At 67.2% G+C, this 16,253-nt stretch carries 17 protein-coding genes and 2 tRNA genes; 10 read left to right on the forward strand and 9 right to left on the reverse strand.

The window, feature by feature from the left end; all coding sequences use genetic code 11:
- Positions 1–19 precede the first annotated feature (19 nt).
- From CHRYSEO8AT_RS13075 to tuf, 3 genes are all read left to right on the forward strand, one after another.
- Positions 20–103: transfer RNA gene (locus CHRYSEO8AT_RS13075), tRNA-Tyr, on the forward strand.
- Between the two features lie 80 nt (positions 104–183).
- A tRNA-Gly gene (locus CHRYSEO8AT_RS13080) sits at positions 184–257 on the forward strand.
- A 52-nt stretch (positions 258–309) separates the two neighbouring features.
- A complete protein-coding gene (gene tuf, locus CHRYSEO8AT_RS13085; protein ID WP_135195311.1) occupies positions 310–1,500 on the forward strand; it encodes an elongation factor Tu in 1,191 nt (396 codons plus the stop codon).
- 320 nt (positions 1,501–1,820) lie between these two features.
- Here tuf and CHRYSEO8AT_RS13090 read toward each other — a convergent pair whose 3' ends face one another.
- From CHRYSEO8AT_RS13090 to CHRYSEO8AT_RS13100, 3 genes are all read right to left on the reverse strand, one after another.
- Positions 1,821–2,708 (reverse strand): pentapeptide repeat-containing protein, encoded by an 888-nt coding sequence (locus CHRYSEO8AT_RS13090; protein WP_159850699.1) that lies wholly within the window; start codon positions 2,706–2,708, stop codon positions 1,821–1,823.
- Positions 2,709–2,789: 81 nt separating this feature from the next.
- Positions 2,790–3,281 carry a pentapeptide repeat-containing protein gene (locus CHRYSEO8AT_RS13095; RefSeq protein ID WP_159850701.1) on the reverse strand — a complete coding sequence of 164 codons (492 nt, stop codon included), beginning with the start codon at positions 3,279–3,281 and terminating at the stop codon, positions 2,790–2,792.
- A 57-nt stretch (positions 3,282–3,338) separates the two neighbouring features.
- The gene (locus CHRYSEO8AT_RS13100; RefSeq protein WP_159850703.1) at positions 3,339–5,966 is read right to left on the reverse strand and encodes a TSCPD domain-containing protein; all 2,628 of its coding nucleotides are present in this window, start codon (positions 5,964–5,966) and stop codon (positions 3,339–3,341) included.
- Positions 5,967–6,173: 207 nt separating this feature from the next.
- Between CHRYSEO8AT_RS13100 and CHRYSEO8AT_RS13105 the strand changes: the two genes are divergently transcribed.
- The 3 genes from CHRYSEO8AT_RS13105 to CHRYSEO8AT_RS13115 are packed head-to-tail and all read left to right on the forward strand — an operon-like array spanning position 6,174 to position 7,578.
- Positions 6,174–6,566, forward strand: a complete 393-nt coding sequence (locus CHRYSEO8AT_RS13105) for an NADH:ubiquinone oxidoreductase subunit NDUFA12 (RefSeq protein WP_159850705.1) — start codon at positions 6,174–6,176, stop codon at positions 6,564–6,566.
- The gene (locus CHRYSEO8AT_RS13110; protein ID WP_159850707.1) at positions 6,563–7,210 is read left to right on the forward strand and encodes a DUF2155 domain-containing protein; all 648 of its coding nucleotides are present in this window, start codon (positions 6,563–6,565) and stop codon (positions 7,208–7,210) included. Before CHRYSEO8AT_RS13105 ends, CHRYSEO8AT_RS13110 begins: the two co-directional genes overlap by 4 nt.
- 26 nt (positions 7,211–7,236) lie before the next feature.
- Positions 7,237–7,578: a hypothetical protein gene (locus CHRYSEO8AT_RS13115; protein WP_159850709.1), complete on the forward strand. Its 342-nt coding sequence runs from the start codon at positions 7,237–7,239 to the stop codon at positions 7,576–7,578.
- On the opposite strand, the gene lepB is transcribed toward CHRYSEO8AT_RS13115, so the two are convergent.
- The 5 genes from lepB to aroQ all read right to left on the reverse strand — a co-directional run bounded on the left by lepB (position 7,575) and on the right by aroQ (position 11,444).
- The gene (gene lepB / locus CHRYSEO8AT_RS13120; RefSeq protein WP_159851742.1) at positions 7,575–8,339 is read right to left on the reverse strand and encodes a signal peptidase I; all 765 of its coding nucleotides are present in this window, start codon (positions 8,337–8,339) and stop codon (positions 7,575–7,577) included. The two genes, CHRYSEO8AT_RS13115 and lepB, sit on opposite strands and share 4 nt — an antisense overlap.
- Positions 8,340–8,431: 92 nt before the next feature.
- On the reverse strand, positions 8,432–9,112 hold the full coding sequence (gene aat, locus CHRYSEO8AT_RS13125; protein ID WP_159851743.1) for a leucyl/phenylalanyl-tRNA--protein transferase: 681 nt from the start codon (positions 9,110–9,112) through the stop codon (positions 8,432–8,434).
- Entirely contained in the window at positions 9,109–10,461 is a 1,353-nt protein-coding gene (gene accC / locus CHRYSEO8AT_RS13130) for an acetyl-CoA carboxylase biotin carboxylase subunit (protein WP_159850711.1), read from the reverse strand. The genes aat and accC overlap by 4 nt, the downstream gene beginning before the upstream one ends.
- Before the next feature lie 3 nt (positions 10,462–10,464).
- Entirely contained in the window at positions 10,465–10,950 is a 486-nt protein-coding gene (gene accB / locus CHRYSEO8AT_RS13135; RefSeq protein WP_159850712.1) for an acetyl-CoA carboxylase biotin carboxyl carrier protein, read from the reverse strand.
- Positions 10,951–10,997: 47 nt separating this feature from the next.
- Entirely contained in the window at positions 10,998–11,444 is a 447-nt protein-coding gene (gene aroQ / locus CHRYSEO8AT_RS13140) for a type II 3-dehydroquinate dehydratase (RefSeq protein ID WP_159850714.1), read from the reverse strand.
- A gap of 367 nt (positions 11,445–11,811) precedes the next feature.
- Here aroQ and thiS point away from each other — a divergent pair, with 367 nt between their 5' ends.
- The 3 genes from thiS (at position 11,812) to CHRYSEO8AT_RS13155 (ending at position 13,797) form a co-directional block, all read left to right on the forward strand.
- On the forward strand, positions 11,812–12,012 hold the full coding sequence (thiS, locus tag CHRYSEO8AT_RS13145; RefSeq protein ID WP_135193027.1) for a sulfur carrier protein ThiS: 201 nt from the start codon (positions 11,812–11,814) through the stop codon (positions 12,010–12,012).
- A 61-nt stretch (positions 12,013–12,073) separates the two neighbouring features.
- Positions 12,074–12,856: a thiazole synthase gene (locus CHRYSEO8AT_RS13150; protein WP_159850716.1), complete on the forward strand. Its 783-nt coding sequence runs from the start codon at positions 12,074–12,076 to the stop codon at positions 12,854–12,856.
- A 641-nt stretch (positions 12,857–13,497) separates the two neighbouring features.
- On the forward strand, positions 13,498–13,797 hold the full coding sequence (locus tag CHRYSEO8AT_RS13155) for a hypothetical protein (protein WP_159850718.1): 300 nt from the start codon (positions 13,498–13,500) through the stop codon (positions 13,795–13,797).
- Here CHRYSEO8AT_RS13155 and udk read toward each other — a convergent pair.
- Entirely contained in the window at positions 13,794–14,441 is a 648-nt protein-coding gene (gene udk / locus CHRYSEO8AT_RS13160) for a uridine kinase (RefSeq protein WP_135193024.1), read from the reverse strand. The genes CHRYSEO8AT_RS13155 and udk overlap by 4 nt on opposite strands.
- A gap of 168 nt (positions 14,442–14,609) precedes the next feature.
- Between udk and CHRYSEO8AT_RS13165 the strand changes: the two genes are divergently transcribed.
- Positions 14,610–16,238, forward strand: coding sequence for a long-chain-fatty-acid--CoA ligase (locus CHRYSEO8AT_RS13165; RefSeq protein ID WP_159850720.1), 1,629 nt, complete (start codon positions 14,610–14,612; stop codon positions 16,236–16,238).
- The last annotated feature ends 15 nt before the right edge of the window (positions 16,239–16,253 follow it).

Genomic DNA, 16,253 nt, shown 5'->3' on the forward strand with positions numbered 1-16,253 from the left:
CGGTTCGACAAGGCGCGCTGGGGGAATGTCCCGAGTGGCAAAGGGGGGGGACTGTAAATCCCCTGCGTAAGCTTCGAAGGTTCGAGTCCTTCTTCCCCCACCACGCGCCTTGACGGATACGACGGATCAGGACGACGGAGAGGAACCGGCTGCGGCGTTCCAAAGAACTTCCGCAGTCTCCGCGCGGGTATAGCACAATGGTAGTGCAGCAGCCTTCCAAGCTGAGGATGTCGGTTCGATCCCGTCTACCCGCTCCAGGTTTTTTGATCAGCATCGCGCCCCTCAACCCGGGCCATCAGGAGTTTGGCCATGGCCAAGGAAAAGTTCGAACGGAACAAGCCGCACTGCAACATCGGCACGATCGGCCACGTTGACCACGGCAAGACGACGCTGACGGCTGCGATCACGATGGCGCTGGCCAAGGCGAGCGGCGGCAAGGCGATGAACTACGCCGACATCGATGCTGCGCCGGAAGAAAAGGCCCGCGGCATCACGATCAACACCGCGCACGTGGAATATGAGACGGCCAACCGTCACTATGCCCACGTCGACTGCCCCGGCCACGCCGACTATGTGAAGAACATGATCACGGGCGCGGCGCAGATGGACGGCGCGATCCTGGTGGTTTCGGCCGCCGACGGCCCGATGCCGCAGACGCGTGAGCACATCCTGCTGGCCCGTCAGGTCGGCGTGCCGGCCCTGGTGGTCTTCATGAACAAGGTCGATCTGGTCGACGACGAAGAACTGCTCGAGCTGGTCGAGATGGAAGTGCGCGAGCTGCTTTCGTCGTACCAGTTCCCCGGCGACGACATTCCGATCACCAAGGGCTCGGCCAAGGCCGCGACCGACGGCGTGAACCCGGAAATCGGCGAACAGCGCGTTCTCGAACTGATGCAGACTGTGGACGACTACATCCCGCAGCCGGCGCGTCCGCTCGACCTGCCCTTCCTGATGCCGGTCGAGGACGTGTTCTCGATCTCGGGCCGCGGCACCGTGGTTACGGGTCGCGTCGAGAAGGGGATCGTCAAGGTCGGTGAGGAAGTCGAGATCGTCGGCATCCGTCCGGTCCAGAAGACGACCTGCACGGGCGTCGAAATGTTCCGCAAGCTGCTGGACCAGGGTCAAGCCGGTGACAACGTCGGCGTCCTGCTGCGCGGCACCAAGCGTGAAGACGTCGAGCGCGGCCAAGTGCTGTGCAAGCCGGGCTCCATCACGCCGCACACCAAGTTCCTGGCCGAAGCCTACATCCTGACCAAGGAAGAAGGCGGTCGTCACACCCCGTTCTTCACGAACTATCGCCCGCAGTTCTACTTCCGCACGACGGACGTGACCGGCATCGTTCACTTGAAGGAAGGCGTCGAGATGATCATGCCGGGCGACAACGCCGAGCTGAACGTCGAGCTGATCACCCCGATCGCCATGGACCAGGGCCTGCGCTTCGCCATCCGTGAAGGCGGCCGCACCGTCGGCGCCGGCGTCGTCGCCAAGATCGTCGAATAGTAAGACGGCCTCAAGCCGCGAGCCTCCGCGAGGCGAGCATAGGCCGACCAAAAGAGTAAGCGTAACAGAGCGGCCCTCGGAGTGATCCGGGGGCCGTTTTGCTTTGCCCTTCTCCCATGGGGAGAATGTGGCTCGTAGAGCCGGATGAGGGGGTATGGTGTGAAAGGCGTCGCACAGCGTAACCCCTCACCCTTTCGCGCAAGACCGATCGCTGACGTTCTTGGGCGCTCAAGCCCTCTCCCAAAGGGAGAGGGATGGGGATGGGGGAGTTTGGAAAGCCGGGCGTCAGGGCGCAGAAACGGCCCTCGTCAACGCGCCGTTCAGTTCCCGGCGTTGACGAAGTTGCGCACGCGCGGCGGCGCCGGAGGGGCGGGCGGCGAGCGGATGATGCGGATCGAGCTGCTGCGGCAGGCCTGAGCGGTCAGGCGACCGGGCAGGCGGGTCGAGCCGTCGCCGCAAGCCTCGCTGATCTGGTCCTGGGACAGGCCGCGCGCGCTCGACAGGTCGGCGCCCCGGATGTCTGTGCGGCGCAGGGAGGCGTTGCTGAAATTGGCGCGGGAGAAGGTCGCGCCGCTCAGTCGCGCCCCATCCAGGCTGGCGTTCGAGAAGTCGGCGTTCGAGAAGTCGCCGCCCGACAGGTTGGAGGCGTTGACCTCGGCGTTGGAAAAGTTGGCGCCGGCCGCGCGGACATTGGTGATCGTCGCCCCGAACAGTTCGCTGTTGGAGAAGTTGGTGCCGGCCAGGGTCGCGCCGTTGAAGTTCACCCCGTGCATCTCGCCGCCCGACAGGTCGGCGCGGCTCAGATTGGCGCGGACGAAGGAGGACCCCTGCGCCTCGGCCCCGACCAGGACGGCGCTGGTGAAGTTGGCCGAGGTGAAGTTGGCGCCGACGATCTCGACGCCCGATAGATTGGCGCGGCTGAAGTCGCTGCCGGTGAAGTTGGAGCCCATCATCTCGGCGCCACGTAGATTGGCCCCAACCAAGGTGGCGTTCATGAAGCTGGCGCCGGTGAAGGTGGCGCCCGACAGGTTGCGGCCCGACAGTTCGCAGCGGTTGCACGATCCGCCCAACGACACCGAACGGGCGACGTCGCGGTCCTGCATCGACATCTCGACCCCGGCGAAGGCCGGCGACGCGACGAGCGCCGCGCCCAGGGCCAGCAGGGCCAGGGCGGGTCGGAACCGGATATGTTCAGCGATCTGTTTCACGAGACCTGAATGCCCCGAAACCCCTGCCATACCTACTTAAATCGAGGTAACTTCATGAAATCCAGGCAAGGTCCGCGACCCTCAGCAGGCGGGAATGCGAAGCCCACGCGGCAGGACGGTCGACTCGTCGCCGCACGCCTGGTTCAACTGGCCCTGGGTCAGGCCGGTGGCCCGCGTCAGCTGGGCGCCTGACAGATTGGTTCCCGACAAGGTCGCGCCGGCGAAGCTTGCGCCCTCCAGATAGGCGCCCACGAAACTGGCGTTGGTCAGGTTGGCGCGCGAGAAGTTCGAGCCGGAGAAGACCCCGCCATAGGCCTCGACGTCGCGCATGTCGGTGTTGGAAAACCGCGTGCGGTTCATGACGCTCAGGCTCAGGTCCGCCTGACGCAGACGTGCGCCCGACAGGTTCAGGCCCCGCGCCTCCAGCCCCGAGAAGTCCCCCTGGAACAGGTTGCAGCCGGGGCAGGCGGCGCCGCGCTTCACGCTAGCGATCTGGCCCGCGTTCTGGGCCAGGGCGGGCGCGGCGACGGCCAGCAGGGCGGCGATCAGGCCGACGGAAAGTGTGCGTTTCATGGACCGGGCTCCGACGTTTGATCGTCTTGCAGCAAACCCTAGGCCATAACCCTTAACCTACCCCTGATCTCCGCCCTTCAGCGCCGGGGCCGCCCCGCAGGTGTCGCAGACCCAGGCGGCGCCACGCTGCTGCAGGCTGAAATCACCGCAGGCGGGGCAGGCGACGGCCTCGCTGTCAGCCATATGGCGCGGCTCGGGCTCGACCTTCTTGCCGAAGGGCAGGACGACCAGATTGTCGGGCGCGGATCCGCGCGCGAACCCCTTGGAGATGAACCGGGCGGCGGGCACGGCCTCGTTGGCGTCGGGCTTTCCATCACCGAGGCCATCGGCATTGAGATCGTCCGTCCCGGCGTTGGCCAGTTCGTCGCGGTCCAGATAGGAGACGCCCAGCTCGCGGAAGATGTAGTCCAGGATCGAGGTCGCGGACTTGATGGAGTCGTTGCCGGTGACGCGCCCGGCCGGCTCGAACCGGGTGAAGACGAAGGCGTCCACGAACTCGTCCAGCGGCACGCCGTATTGCAGGCCGATGGAGATGGCGATGGCGAAGTTGTTCATCAGGCTGCGGAAGGCGGCGCCTTCCTTGTGCATGTCGATGAAGATTTCGCCCAACTCGCCGTCTTCGTATTCGCCGGTGTGGATATAGACCTTGTGGCCCCCCACGGCGGCCTTCTGGATATAGCCCTTGCGACGGTCGGGCAGTTTGCGACGCGCGCGCTCCCGCTCGATCACGCGTTCGACGACCCGTTCGGCCGGGACCGGGCGAGGGGGTTCGCGCACAGGCTCGGCCCGCGCCGTCTCGATGTTCGGCAAGGACAGCAGCGGACCGGCTGGCGGCGCAGCGCGGGCCAGGCGGATGGCGCGACGACCGTCCAATGCGCCCTGGCTCAGCAGACGCGCGGCCTGGGCCGAGGTGGCGCGCCAGTCCATCGGTTCGACCGCGATATCGGCCAGGTCGCTGAACGGTTCGATGGCGCGCCGCAGGTCGGCTGCGACCGCCGCCGGATCGGCCAGCAGGCCGGCGACGGACGTCGGCGCCTCGTGCCAGTCGCTCAGATCGCCATGACCGAAGACCCAGCGCGTGGCCGCCGTCTCGGCCTCTTCGGACACCCCCAACAGGGTCAGCAGCAAGCCGTCGCCGTCCTCCACACCCAGCACGTCGCGGATGAAGCCGGGGTCCAGCACCGGGGCGGCGAACACCGTGTCGAAATCCTCGGCCCAGGCCAGGGCGTTCTCGATGGCGGCCAGTTCGATGTCGGTAAAGCCCAGCGCGCGCAGCGACGCATGGTCGATGCCCGGCGCCTCGACCAGGGTGCGGCGCCCGAACGTCCACCGCTCCGCCGCCTCCACATCGCCACCTGCCGCCGTCAGCGCCGCCGCCAGGGCAGGGTGCAGCCGGCGACCGATCTCGCCGTCCGCCGTCTGGAACACATCGACCGCCGCGATCCGGCCCAGGCCCAGCCGCAGCCGCGCCTCAGCATCCTCGACGAACAGGCCGATGGCCGAGTGCCGCCGCGCCTTGGGCGCGACCGCCAGGGCTTTCGACGCCACGGCGGCGAGGGGGTCTGTCAGCCCTTTCAACGCATCGCGCCGCGCGGCTTGAGTCTCGGCGGCGGCGCCTTTCAGATCGTCCCAGTCGGGACAGAGACCGCGCACGCTCGCCAACTCGGCCGAGGTATGGGCCGCCGTCGCCGCGACCAGTCCCGCGAACGCCTGCGCCCGAGCCGTGCGATCATTGTCCGCCGCCAGGGCCTCCAGCAACCCGTCCAGCCCAAGGGCCATCACCCCCGGCGTCGCCGCCTGAAGGTCCAGCGCCACGGTCAGCAACCGCGTCAGCTCCGCCAGATCGGCCGCCGCGTCGCCGTCCAGCGCCAGCACGGCGTCCAGGTCGATGACGGCCCGGCTCGCAGACGCCGTCGCGGTCTCAGCATCGCGCGGATCGAAGGCGACGATCAGCCCGCCGTCCAGCGCCGCTTCCGCCGCCAGCAGGGCCTCCGGCGCGCCCGCCGCGATCTGCGTCCGGTCCGCCAGGGCGACCAGGGGCGCGCCCTCGACCATTGGCTCCAGCGCCATGGCGGGCCGTTCGCCATCAACGGCCCTCAGGATGTCGGCGTCGCTGGCTCCGCAACGTCGCGCCAGCGCCGCCGCACGCCCAAGCGCCGGATTGCGAGAGGGATCGCCGCAGTCGCCGCGCGGGCCTTCGCAACGGTCCACCACATCGGCGACCCCCGCCAAGGCCTCGGCCAGCGCCTGCGCCGCCTGCGCTCCCAAGCGTGCTGCGGCCCGCTTGCCGCTGTGCGTCCTCAGACTGGCGCCTGCGCCGGGATCGTTCAGATCGACGACGCCAGCCGCGACCGGCTCCGATCCCGCCGGCGCCGCCAGGCCCAGCTTGAATGCGCCTGAAAGTTCGCTTGCGAACGCGGGGGCCTCGGCTTGGTCGAATACGCCCTCGGCCACGCCCGTCGCCGCCAGCCGCTCGGCCCAGGCGTCGACCCCACCGTTCAGCCAGTCGCCGGACATGGGCGTCGTAAATCCTGCAGCCTCGACCCAGTCCAGCCAGGCCTCGATCTGCGCGTCGGACCAGCCCGCGGGCGCCAGCACTTGCTGCACGCTGGCCGGGCGCTCGACGGCGCGGGTCTCCATCGCGACTCGTTCGGCGCGAACGGCGAAGCCGGATTGAAAGCGCATGGCGGCGTCTCTCCGAAAGGTTCGGCCCAGCCTAGGCGGTCGCGCGTCCCTTCGCCAATACATCTGGTGTGCTCAGGCCATGTTGCCCACAAGATATCGATTCGACCTGACCCTTCTGAACGCTGGACGAAGGGGGCGCGGGTTTCTATGATCCGCACCAGACGCCGCCTCCCTTTTCGGCGAACCCTTACGGTTGGATTCCACGACGTGTTGAGCAAGATTTTCGGCTGGTGGGAGGGCGCCACAATCGGCACCCGCTTCACCATCGCCAAGCGCGGTCGCTTCGTCGGCCAGGACGAGAACGGCAATCGCTATTTCGAGAGCCGCGACAACGTCAGCTACGACGGCCGCAAGCGTCGCTGGGTCATCTATGACGGCTATGCCGAGGCGTCCAAGGTGACGCCCGACTGGCACGGCTGGCTGCACTACACCTTCGACCTGCCGCCGACCGAGCAGCCGCTGCCGCGTCGCGTCTGGGAAAAGGATCACCTGCCCAACATGACCGGCACGCCCCTGGCCTGGCGTCCGCCCGGTTCGCTGGCCAACGAGGCCAAGCGTCCGGCCGCGACCGGCGACTATCAGGCCTGGACGCCCGAGTGAAAGCGCGCCGCATCCTGTTGGGCGCAGCGGCCGTCGTGGGTGTGCTGAGCGCCGGCGCGGTGACCGCCAGCGTGCTTCAGGACGCGCCGCGCGATGCGCGCCCGGTCCAGGATCCGATCGGCGACATCCTGCGCACCACGCCCTCCGTGCCGACCGAGACCCCGCCTGCGGGCGCTCCGGCGCCGCGCTCGCCTGTCGCCGTGACGCCGCCCCCGACCGTCATCATCGCCGAAGACGCTGCGGTCGAGGAAAAGGCCGAACAGGAGGTCGCGGCCGAGAAGCCCGTCGCGACCAAGGCCATCGAACAGCCTGACACCCCGGCGCGGCGCCAGCGTCGCAAGTTCGCGGTCATCCAGGCCATCGACAAGGTCACGGCCGAGTCCATGAAGTTCGAGGTCGAGGTCGGCGGTCGGCCCGTCCGCTTCAACCGCAACCTGATCTTCGCCGCCCGCGCCTGTGAGGTCACGACCCCGGACGAACTGACCGAGGACGCCATCGCCTATATCGACGTGTCGCTTCAGCCGCGCGGCCAGCAGGCCTCGCCGCGCCAGATCTTCCGCGGCTGGATGTTCGCCTCGTCGCCCTCCGTCAGCGGGATCCAGAACCCCTATTACGACGCCTGGATCGTGGGCTGTAAGAACTGACCTTTCACGCCGCGAGGAGGCTGAGGATGGATCGCGATAAGCCGCTCAAGAAAAGCGAAACGGTCGAGATCCGACTGCCCCACGCGACCAAGAGCGCCTTCATGGCCCGCTGCCGCGCCGAGGGCCGCACCGCCAGCGACGCCATCCGCCGCTTCATCGACGCCGAACTGAGCCAGACATCGACGACGCGACGCGCACCCCGCTTGGGCTGGCGTCCGCTGCTGGCCGCCGCCGTCGCGGGCCTCGCCCTGGGCGCCGTCGCCGCGCCGTCGTTGGCGCAATCTTCGCCGCCTACCCGCGCCGCCTTTGATCGGATGGACCGCAACCACGACGGCATCGTCAGCTTCGACGAATACCGCGTGCGCTAGCGGATGCGGACCAAGAACCTGTCCCACTGAAGGTTCAGCCAGGTCCAGGGCTTGAACAGGCCCGCGCCCGGCTTCCACGACGCCAACACGATCTCGGCCCGACCCATGATGTTCTCGGCGGGCAGCAGGCCCACCCCGACCTCAGGCGGCCAGCGGCTGTCCAGCGAGTTGTCGCGGTTGTCGCCCATCATCAGATACTGGCCCGAAGGCACGCGGCGCAGGGGTGTGTCGTCGCCCGGCAGGTCCGGCCCGCCGTCATAGGTCACATAGGTCCGCCCGTAGGCCAGGGTCTCGCGCACCTGCTGCACCCAGCGCTGGGGCGCGTCATGATCGGCGACGACATTAAGCCGGGTCTGGCGCACCGCATCGCCGTTGACGAAGACCATGCCGCCGCGCACTTGAACCGTGTCGCCGGGCAGGCCCACCACCCGCTTGATCCAGGTCTGTTTCGGATCGCGCGGCAGGCGGAACACCACCACGTCCCCGCGCCGGGGCTCGCGCTCCATGACCCGGCCCGGCGTCATGGGCGGGCTGAACGGCAGCGACGCCGTGCTCCAGCCATAAGCGTATTTCGACACCACAATGTAGTCGCCGGTCACCAGCCCCGGCTCCATCGACGACGACGGAATGGTGAAGGGCTGGAACAGCAGGATGCGGAGCGCCGTCGCCAGGATCAAGGCGGCGACCAGCGTCACGGCGATCTCTCGCATCTCGCTCAGGACGGTCGAGCGGGGCGGGGCTTGGGGTGGGGTCTGGGTCATGCCGCCATTGACCGCCAGACCCGGCGCCAACGCCAATCCGAACCTGTCGGGACAGGCCCAATATCGTGTCCGGACAGATCAGGCGGAGGCCATTATGCCGTGGCCAGGGCCACCGCCTCGACGCCGGTCAGGGCCCCGCTCAAAGCCGCTTGATCCGGCCTGATCGTCAGCGCCGGCGACAGCCGGTCAAGATAGGCCGCCTGCGGCGTCTCCACCGCGCCGAACTGGCTCAGATGCTCCGTCAGGAACTGCGCGTCCAACAGCGTCCAGCCGCCCTTGCGCAACCGCGCGACCAGATGCACCAACGCCACCTTGGACGCGTCCCGCTCGCGGCTGAACATGCTCTCGCCGAAGAAGGCCCCGCCCAGCGACACCCCATACAGGCCGCCCACCAGCCGCTCGTCTCGCCAGCATTCGATGGAGTGGACGAAACCCATGGCGAACAGGGCCGCGTACAGCCGCCGGATCGGCCCATTGATCCAGGTGTCCTCGCGATCCGGCCCTTGCGCCGCCGCACAGCCGTCCAGCACCGCCTCGAAGGCGGTATCGACCCGCACCTCGAACGGCTCGCCCCGCACGGTGCGACGCAGGCGCGACGGGATGTGGAAGGCGTCCAGGGGCACGACGCCGCGCTGTTTCGGCTCGATGATGAAGACGCGTGGATCGTCACGCGCCTCGGCCATCGGAAACACGCCCCGGGCGTAACAGGCCAGCAGGTCCTCGGGGCCGAAACCGCCGAAAGGCCCGCTGGCGCTGAAATCGGGGTCTGTCAGGCGTCGCCCTTCTGACGGGCGGCCCACTTCTCCAGCCAATGGATGTCGTAATCGCCCGACAGGATGTCGGGCTCCTGCAACAGCTTTTGGAACAGGGGGATGGTGGTGTCGACGCCGCCGATGACGATCTCGTTCAGCGACCGCTTCAGGCGGGCGATGGCCTCCTCGCGGTCGCGGCCATGGACGATCAGCTTGCCGATCAGGCTGTCGTAATAGGGCGGGATCGAATAGCCGGCGTAGATGGCGCTATCCAGACGCACGCCCAGGCCTCCGGGGGCGTGGAAGTCGGTGATCTTGCCAGGCGACGGGGTGAAGGTCTCGGGGTTCTCGGCGTTGATCCGCACCTCGATGGCGTGGCCCTGGAACTTGATGTCTTCTTGCGTGAACGACAGCGGCAGGCCGGCGGCGATGCGCACCTGTTCGCGCACCAGGTCGACGCCGGTGATCATTTCGGTCACCGGGTGTTCGACCTGCAGGCGGGTGTTCATCTCGATGAAGAAGAACTCGCCGTCCTCCCACAGGAACTCGATGGTGCCGACGCCCAGATAGCCGATGGCGGCGATGGCCTTGTTGACCGTCTCGCCGATCTGCTTGCGACCCTCGGCCGACAGGGCGGGCGAGGGGGCCTCTTCCAGCACCTTCTGGTGACGACGTTGCAGCGAGCAGTCGCGCTCGCCCAGGTGAACGACATTGCCGTGGCTGTCGGCGATGACCTGGATCTCGATGTGGCGCGGCTTCTGGAGATAGCGCTCCATATAGACGGCGCCGTTGCCGAAGGCGGCCTTGGCCTCGGACTGGGCGGTCTGGACCGCCTCGACCAGGTCGTCAGGCGTCAGAGCGACCTTCATGCCGCGTCCGCCGCCGCCCGCCGCCGCCTTGACGATCAGGGGGAAGCCGATGGCCTTGGACGCCTCGATCGCGGCCTCGACGGTCTCGACCTCGCCCTTGGAGCCGGGGACAACGGGGATGCCGGCGTCCATGACGGTCTGCTTGGCGCTGATCTTGTCGCCCATGACCCGGATATGCTCGGGCTTGGGACCGATGAAGGTCATGCCATGGGCTTCGACGATCTCGGCGAAACGGGCGTTTTCCGACAGGAAGCCATAGCCGGGATGGATCGCCTGGGCGCCGGTGATCTCGGCCGCCGCGATGATCGACGGGATGTTCAGATACGACTTGGCGGCCGAGGCGGGGCCGATGCAGACGCTTTCGTCGGCCAGCCGCACCCACATGGCGCCGCGGTCGGCTTCGGAGTGAACGGCGACGGTGGAGATGCCCATCTCCTTGCACGCCCGGTGGATGCGCAGCGCGATCTCGCCGCGGTTGGCGATCAGGACCTTGGTGAACACGGCTTAGGCTTCCAGCAGGACGAGGGGTTCGCCGAACTCGACCGGTTGGGCGTCGCCGACCAGGATGTCCGCCACGACGCCGTCGCGCGGGGCCTGGATCGGGTTCATTGTCTTCATGGCCTCGACGATCAGCAGGGTCTGGCCCTTCTTGACCGTGTCGCCCTTTTTGATGAAGGCGGGCGCTTCCGGCGAGGCCTGCAGATAGGCGGTGCCGACCATCGGCGACTTCACCTCTTCGCCGGCGCGGGCGACGATGGTCGCTGGATCGGACGGCATGGAGGGCGGAGCGGCGGCGGCGGGCGCAGCAGCCGCGACCGGGGCGGCCGCATAGGCGACGGGGGCGGCGTTGACCGTGATCTCGCGTGCGACGCGGATGCGCAGATCGCCGCGCTCGACTTCGACTTCCGTCAGGTCGGTCTCGTTCAGGATGTCGGCCAGCTGGCGAACCAGGGCGGCGTCGATTTCGGCGTGTTTCTTGTCATCGGCCATTGGATTTGCGCCTTGTCTTTCGTGGTCTTGAGTAAACGGGACGGGCCTCAGCCGCGTTCCCGCACCTTGGTGAGAGCCGCCTGGACGGCCAGTTCATAGCCGACCGCGCCGAAGCCGGCGATGACGCCGGTCGCCGCGGAAGACACATAGGAGTGATGGCGAAACGCCTCGCGCGCCGCCGGATTGGACAGATGCAGCTCGACCACGGGGATCGACAGCGTCTTCAGCGCATCGTGCAACGCCACTGACGTGTGCCCATAGGCGGCCGGATTGATGATCAGGGCGTCCACGCCTTCGCGCGCCTCTTGAATCCAGTCCACCAGCACGCCCTCGTGGTTGGTCTGGCGGAACACGATGGTCGCGCCCTCGGCCGCCTTGACGCAGCGCTGTTCGATGTCCGCCAAGGTGTCGCGGCCATAGATTTCCGGTTCCCGAACCCCAAGCAGGTTCAGGTTTGGACCGTTCAGCACATGAATGACGGGCGTGTCGGACATGGGGCGAAGAAAATCGTTTCCGGGAATCGCACTGGCGAGATTCAGCACAAGAGGGGCCTTTTAGCCGACGCGGGGCCTGGGTCAAACGGTCGCCGCATCGAACCTTACGCAAGGTCAGTCATCGTGGATGGCGCAAATTTCGCATTCCTCGTCTCATTCGTCCCTGGTCGGGACAGGGCTGAAGGAGCGCGGAGGATGCGCCAGGACGCCAAGATCGTGATCAGATCCGTCGTTGCGGCCTTCGCCGCCGTGGCCGTGGCGATCGGCGCCTTTCTGTTCGAGGCCGGCTGAGGCCGTACGCCGTCTGGCGTCGCGTGGCGCCAGCCTCTATCTGAGGTCCGCCTCTTAGCGCCCGGAGACCAGACGCGTGCACCAGATCCATCTCAACGGCGAACCCCGCCAGGTCCAGGCCGCCACCATTCTGGCTCTGGTCGAGGAACTGTCGCTGGACCCCCGCAAGGTCGCCGTCGAACGCAATCTTGAGATCGTCCCCAAGTCCCTGCACGCCGCCACCCCCGTGGCTCAGGGCGACCGCATCGAACTGGTTCAGTTCGTCGGCGGCGGCTGATCGCGATCAAATCCCGCTACGACGGCTTTCCCTGACGCCCTGGGGGGACTAGGTCAGCCCCATGACCGATACAGCCTCCGAAACTTGGTCCGTCGCCGGCCGCACCTTCAACTCGCGCCTGATCGTCGGCACCGGCAAATACGTCGACTACGCCCAGAACGCAGCGGCGGCCGAGGCAGCGGGCGCCGAGATCGTCACCGTGGCCGTGCGCCGGGTGAATCTGACCGATCCGAACCAGCCGATGCTGGTCGATTATGTGAAGCCGGATCGCTTCACCTTCCTGCCCAACACCGCCGGCTGTTTCACCGGCGAGGACGCGGTCCGCACCTTGCGCCTGGCGCGCGAGGCGGGCGGTTGGAGCCTGGTCAAGCTGGAGGTGCTGTCCAACACGGCCCACCTCTATCCCGACATGATCGAGACGCTGCGGGCGCTGGACCTGCTGATCAAGGACGGGTTCGATGTCATGGTCTATTGCACCGACGACGTTGTGATGGCCAAGCGGCTGGAAGACGCCGGCGCCGCCGCCATCATGCCCGCCGCCGCCCCCATTGGCTCAGGCCTGGGCATCCAGAACCCCATCAACGTCCGCCTGATCGTCGAACAGGCCAAGGTGCCGGTCCTAGTCGACGCCGGCGTCGGCACGGCCTCGGACGCGACCCTGGCGATGGAGCTTGGCTGCGACGCCGTCCTGATGAACACCGCCATCGCCGGCGCCAAGGACCCCATCCGCATGGCCCGCGCCATGAAACACGCCGTCATCGCCGGCCGCGACGCCTATCTGGCCGGGCGGATGCCGAAACGGATGTATGCCGACCCATCGTCGCCGCTGGCGGGACTGATCTGACAATCGTCTCCTCCCCACATCGTGGGGAGGGGGACCGCGAAGCGGTGGAGGGGCTCTCGAAGTCCCACAGGCGGCTGCGATGTGTCGCAGGGCCCCTCCGTCACGGCGCTGAAGAAGCGCCGCGCCACCTCCCCATGAAATGGGGAGGAGACGATGCTGAGCCATCACAATGCCGCTGGCCCATTCGCAGCGAATCCAATCGCTTGCCGAATTATGTCCCCCTTCTCCTGCCCACGGTGTCAAACCGCCGCATAATACACCCGTCCCGTCGCATGGAGGGCTCGCTTGGCCTGCGACCTTGCGGCGGCGGGAGCGGATGGAACGGGAGCGGGTCTGAAACGGCTCGCGCTGACATCGACTCATGGAGCGGTGTCGAAGGGTCGAGGGGGATACTCGATCGCACTCGGGACGGGGTTTCGCAGACCCCGCCGACCCGTCGCAGGCTTATGGGGTTAGGCGATAAGACCGCCACCGCTCGACGCCCCGAGCTTGCAGGCCAACCAACCGCGCGGAGCGTCATACCCTTCGTCGAAACGGTACTTACAAACTCACACTCCGGGCGAAGGCCCGGCGCTCCGCCCAGCCCTCCATAAACTTCGCAGCGAAAGCGCGAGGCTGATCACCCCTGTCCGGAGACCCGCATGGCCCACCCCAAACCCCGTCGTCCAAAGCCTGGTCGCGGCTTGCCGCCACCCCACAAGCCGACCCCCGAAGAGGAGGCCGAGATTGAGCGACTCATCGCGGAAATCGAAATCGAACACATCCGGCTGGACGCCATCCTGATCGAGAAGCAGGCCGAGGCCGCAGAACGCGCGCGCATCAAGGCCTTGATGCGCAAGGCCGAGGCGCAGGACGCAAGCGACCTTGCCGACAGCCCTCCAGACGAACAACCCGCCGTCGCGGTCGAAGCGCCGAGACTCGTCAGAGACCTCTGGTTCTAATCGTCCAGCAAGGCTTGCAGCAGCGGATGAGCCAGGACCGGTGCCGCGAGACGCACCACGGCCTGGGGGTCTTCCAAGCGCACGGCGGCCGTGGCGTCGGCGACGATGAAGTCGGCGTGGGTGCGTGACGGTTCGGTCAGGCGCTCGTGGCCCGGCCGCACGGTGGCCAGATATTGCGCCACGACCGAATCCGCCGATCGGCCCCGCTCGGTCTGGTCGCGCAGCAGGCGGCGGATGAAGCGGATGTCGGACGGGGTGTCCACGAAGACCCGGATGTCGAACAGGGCGGTCAGGTCGGGGGTGCAGAGCACGTGGGTGCCCTCGACGATCACCACCTCGGCCGCCGCGATCGGTTCGCCGCCCGGTTCGCGCCCATGGTGGATGAAGGAATAGACCGGGGCCGTCACCGCGCGCCCGGCCTTCAGTTCCTTCAGGTCCGCGATCATCAGGTCGTGATCGCGCGCCGCCACATCGTCGAAGTCGAAGGTCGCCGCGTCGAAGCCGGGGAGGGAGGCGGCGTCGCGATAATAAGAGTCCTCGCGCACCAGCACCGCCGACCCCTGGGGCAGGGCCGAAACCAACGCCTCCGCCAGGGTGCTCTTGCCGGAGCCGGAGCCCCCCGTGATCGCGATCAATATGGTCATGGGCGGTCTTCTAGTGCGGTCGTGCAGCCGGCGCCACGGGGGACGATCTGTCGCGCCCTGGCCGATCCCCGACTTGACGTTAGGTCACGTTGCTTATCGCCGATCACCAATGTTAGCGTCCGTTCAAGCGTCGGATCAATCAGACGCAACCAAGGAACAGGAAACGACATGCTGGGCTTGATGCAGGACTGGCCGCTGACGGTCGACAAGATCATCGACCACGCCAAACACTGGCACGGCGACCGCGAGGTGGTGACCCGCTCTGTCGAGGGGCCCATCGTCCGCACGACCTATGGCCAGATCCACGAGCGCGCCAAACGCGTGTCCAGCGCCCTGAAGGCCTGGGGCGTCAAGCCGGGCGACCGCGTCGCCACCCTGGCATGGAACACGGCCAACCATATCGAGGCTTGGTACGGCATCATGGGCATCGGCGGGGTATGCCACACCCTGAACCCGCGCCTGTTCCCGGAACAACTGATCTACATCATCAACCACGCCGAAGACCGGATCATCTTCGTCGACCTGACCTTCGTGCCGCTGCTGGAAGCCATCCTGCCGCACATCCCCAAGGTCGAGCGCGTCATCATCATGACCGACGCCGCCCACATGCCGCAGACCAAACTGCCCAAGGCCGAGGCCTATGAGGACGCCATCGCGGGCCAGTCAGCGGACGTCGTCTGGGGCGACTTCGAGGAAAACACCGCCGGCGGCCTCTGCTACACCTCAGGCACGACGGGTAATCCCAAGGGGGTGCTGTATTCGCACCGCTCCAACTTCCTGCACACCTTCATGGCGATGCAGTCCACCGTGGTCGGGGCCAAGACGACCGAGGTCATCCTGCCGGTCGTGCCGATGTTCCACGCCAACGCCTGGGGCATCGCCTTCGTCGGGCCAGCCTCGGGCGCGAAACTGGTGATGCCGGGCGCCAAGATGGACGGCGCCTCGATCTACGAGCTGCTGGAAAGCGAAAAGGTTACCTTCTCGGCCGCCGTGCCGACGGTCTGGCAAGGCCTGCTGGCCCATATGCGCGAGCATGATCTGAAGCTGTCAACCGTGACCCGCGTGCTGATCGGCGGTTCGGCCGTGCCCGAAAGCCTGATCCGCGCCTTCCACGACGACTTCGGCATCGAGGTGCTGCAGGGCTGGGGCATGACCGAGACGTCGCCGATCGGCACCCTGTCCAACATGACGCCGGAACTGGCCCAACTGCCGTTCGAGGAACAACTGGCCTATCGCACCAAACAGGGCACGCCCCCGTTGGGCGTTGAGTTGAAACTGAAGGACGACGCCGGCCAGACCCTGGCGCACGACGGCGCCGCCGTCGGCCACCTGATGGTCAAGGGCCCCACCGTTGCGGCCGCCTATTTCCGGGAAGAGCGCTCCATCATCGATGGCGAAGGCTTCTTCGACACCGGGGACGTGGCCACGGTCGACGACCGGGGCTTCATGCAGATCACCGACAGGTCCAAGGACGTGATCAAGTCGGGCGGCGAGTGGATCAGCTCCATCGAGATCGAGAACATCGCCGTCGGCCATCCCAAGGTCGAACTGGCCGCCGTCATTGGCGCCGCCCACCCCAAATGGGACGAGCGGCCGGTGCTGCTGCTCAAGCTGAGAGACGGCGAGGCCCTGGACAAGCAGGAACATCTCGACTTCCTGACCGGCAAGATCGCCAAATGGTGGATGCCCGACGACGTGGTCGCTGTGGACGACATCCCGCTGGGCGCCACGGGCAAGATCGACAAGAAGCTTCTGCGCGAGCGGATGAAGGACTACCGTCTGCCCACCGCAGCCTGAACCGAACCGGAGCCT

Source organism: Brevundimonas sp. G8, from assembly GCF_902506205.1.
Taxonomy (GTDB): Bacteria; Pseudomonadota; Alphaproteobacteria; order Caulobacterales; family Caulobacteraceae; genus Brevundimonas.

Excerpts from the sequence above, each read along its gene's own strand:
- tuf (WP_135195311.1), top strand. The coding sequence starts at position 310 with ATGGCCAAGGAAAAGTTCGAACGGAACAAGCCGCACTGCAACATCGGC.
- CHRYSEO8AT_RS13095 (WP_159850701.1), bottom strand. The coding sequence starts at position 3,281 with ATGAAACGCACACTTTCCGTCGGCCTGATCGCCGCCCTGCTGGCCGTC.
- CHRYSEO8AT_RS13100 (WP_159850703.1), bottom strand. The coding sequence starts at position 5,966 with ATGCGCTTTCAATCCGGCTTCGCCGTTCGCGCCGAACGAGTCGCGATG.
- CHRYSEO8AT_RS13115 (WP_159850709.1), top strand. The coding sequence starts at position 7,237 with ATGGATCGCGATAAGCCGCTCAAGAAAAGCGAAACGGTCGAGATCCGA.
- lepB (WP_159851742.1), bottom strand. The coding sequence starts at position 8,339 with ATGACCCAGACCCCACCCCAAGCCCCGCCCCGCTCGACCGTCCTGAGC.
- accB (WP_159850712.1), bottom strand. The coding sequence starts at position 10,950 with ATGGCCGATGACAAGAAACACGCCGAAATCGACGCCGCCCTGGTTCGC.
- aroQ (WP_159850714.1), bottom strand. The coding sequence starts at position 11,444 with ATGTCCGACACGCCCGTCATTCATGTGCTGAACGGTCCAAACCTGAAC.
- CHRYSEO8AT_RS13150 (WP_159850716.1), top strand. The coding sequence starts at position 12,074 with ATGACCGATACAGCCTCCGAAACTTGGTCCGTCGCCGGCCGCACCTTC.
- CHRYSEO8AT_RS13155 (WP_159850718.1), top strand. The coding sequence starts at position 13,498 with ATGGCCCACCCCAAACCCCGTCGTCCAAAGCCTGGTCGCGGCTTGCCG.
- udk (WP_135193024.1), bottom strand. The coding sequence starts at position 14,441 with ATGACCATATTGATCGCGATCACGGGGGGCTCCGGCTCCGGCAAGAGC.
- CHRYSEO8AT_RS13165 (WP_159850720.1), top strand. The coding sequence starts at position 14,610 with ATGCTGGGCTTGATGCAGGACTGGCCGCTGACGGTCGACAAGATCATC.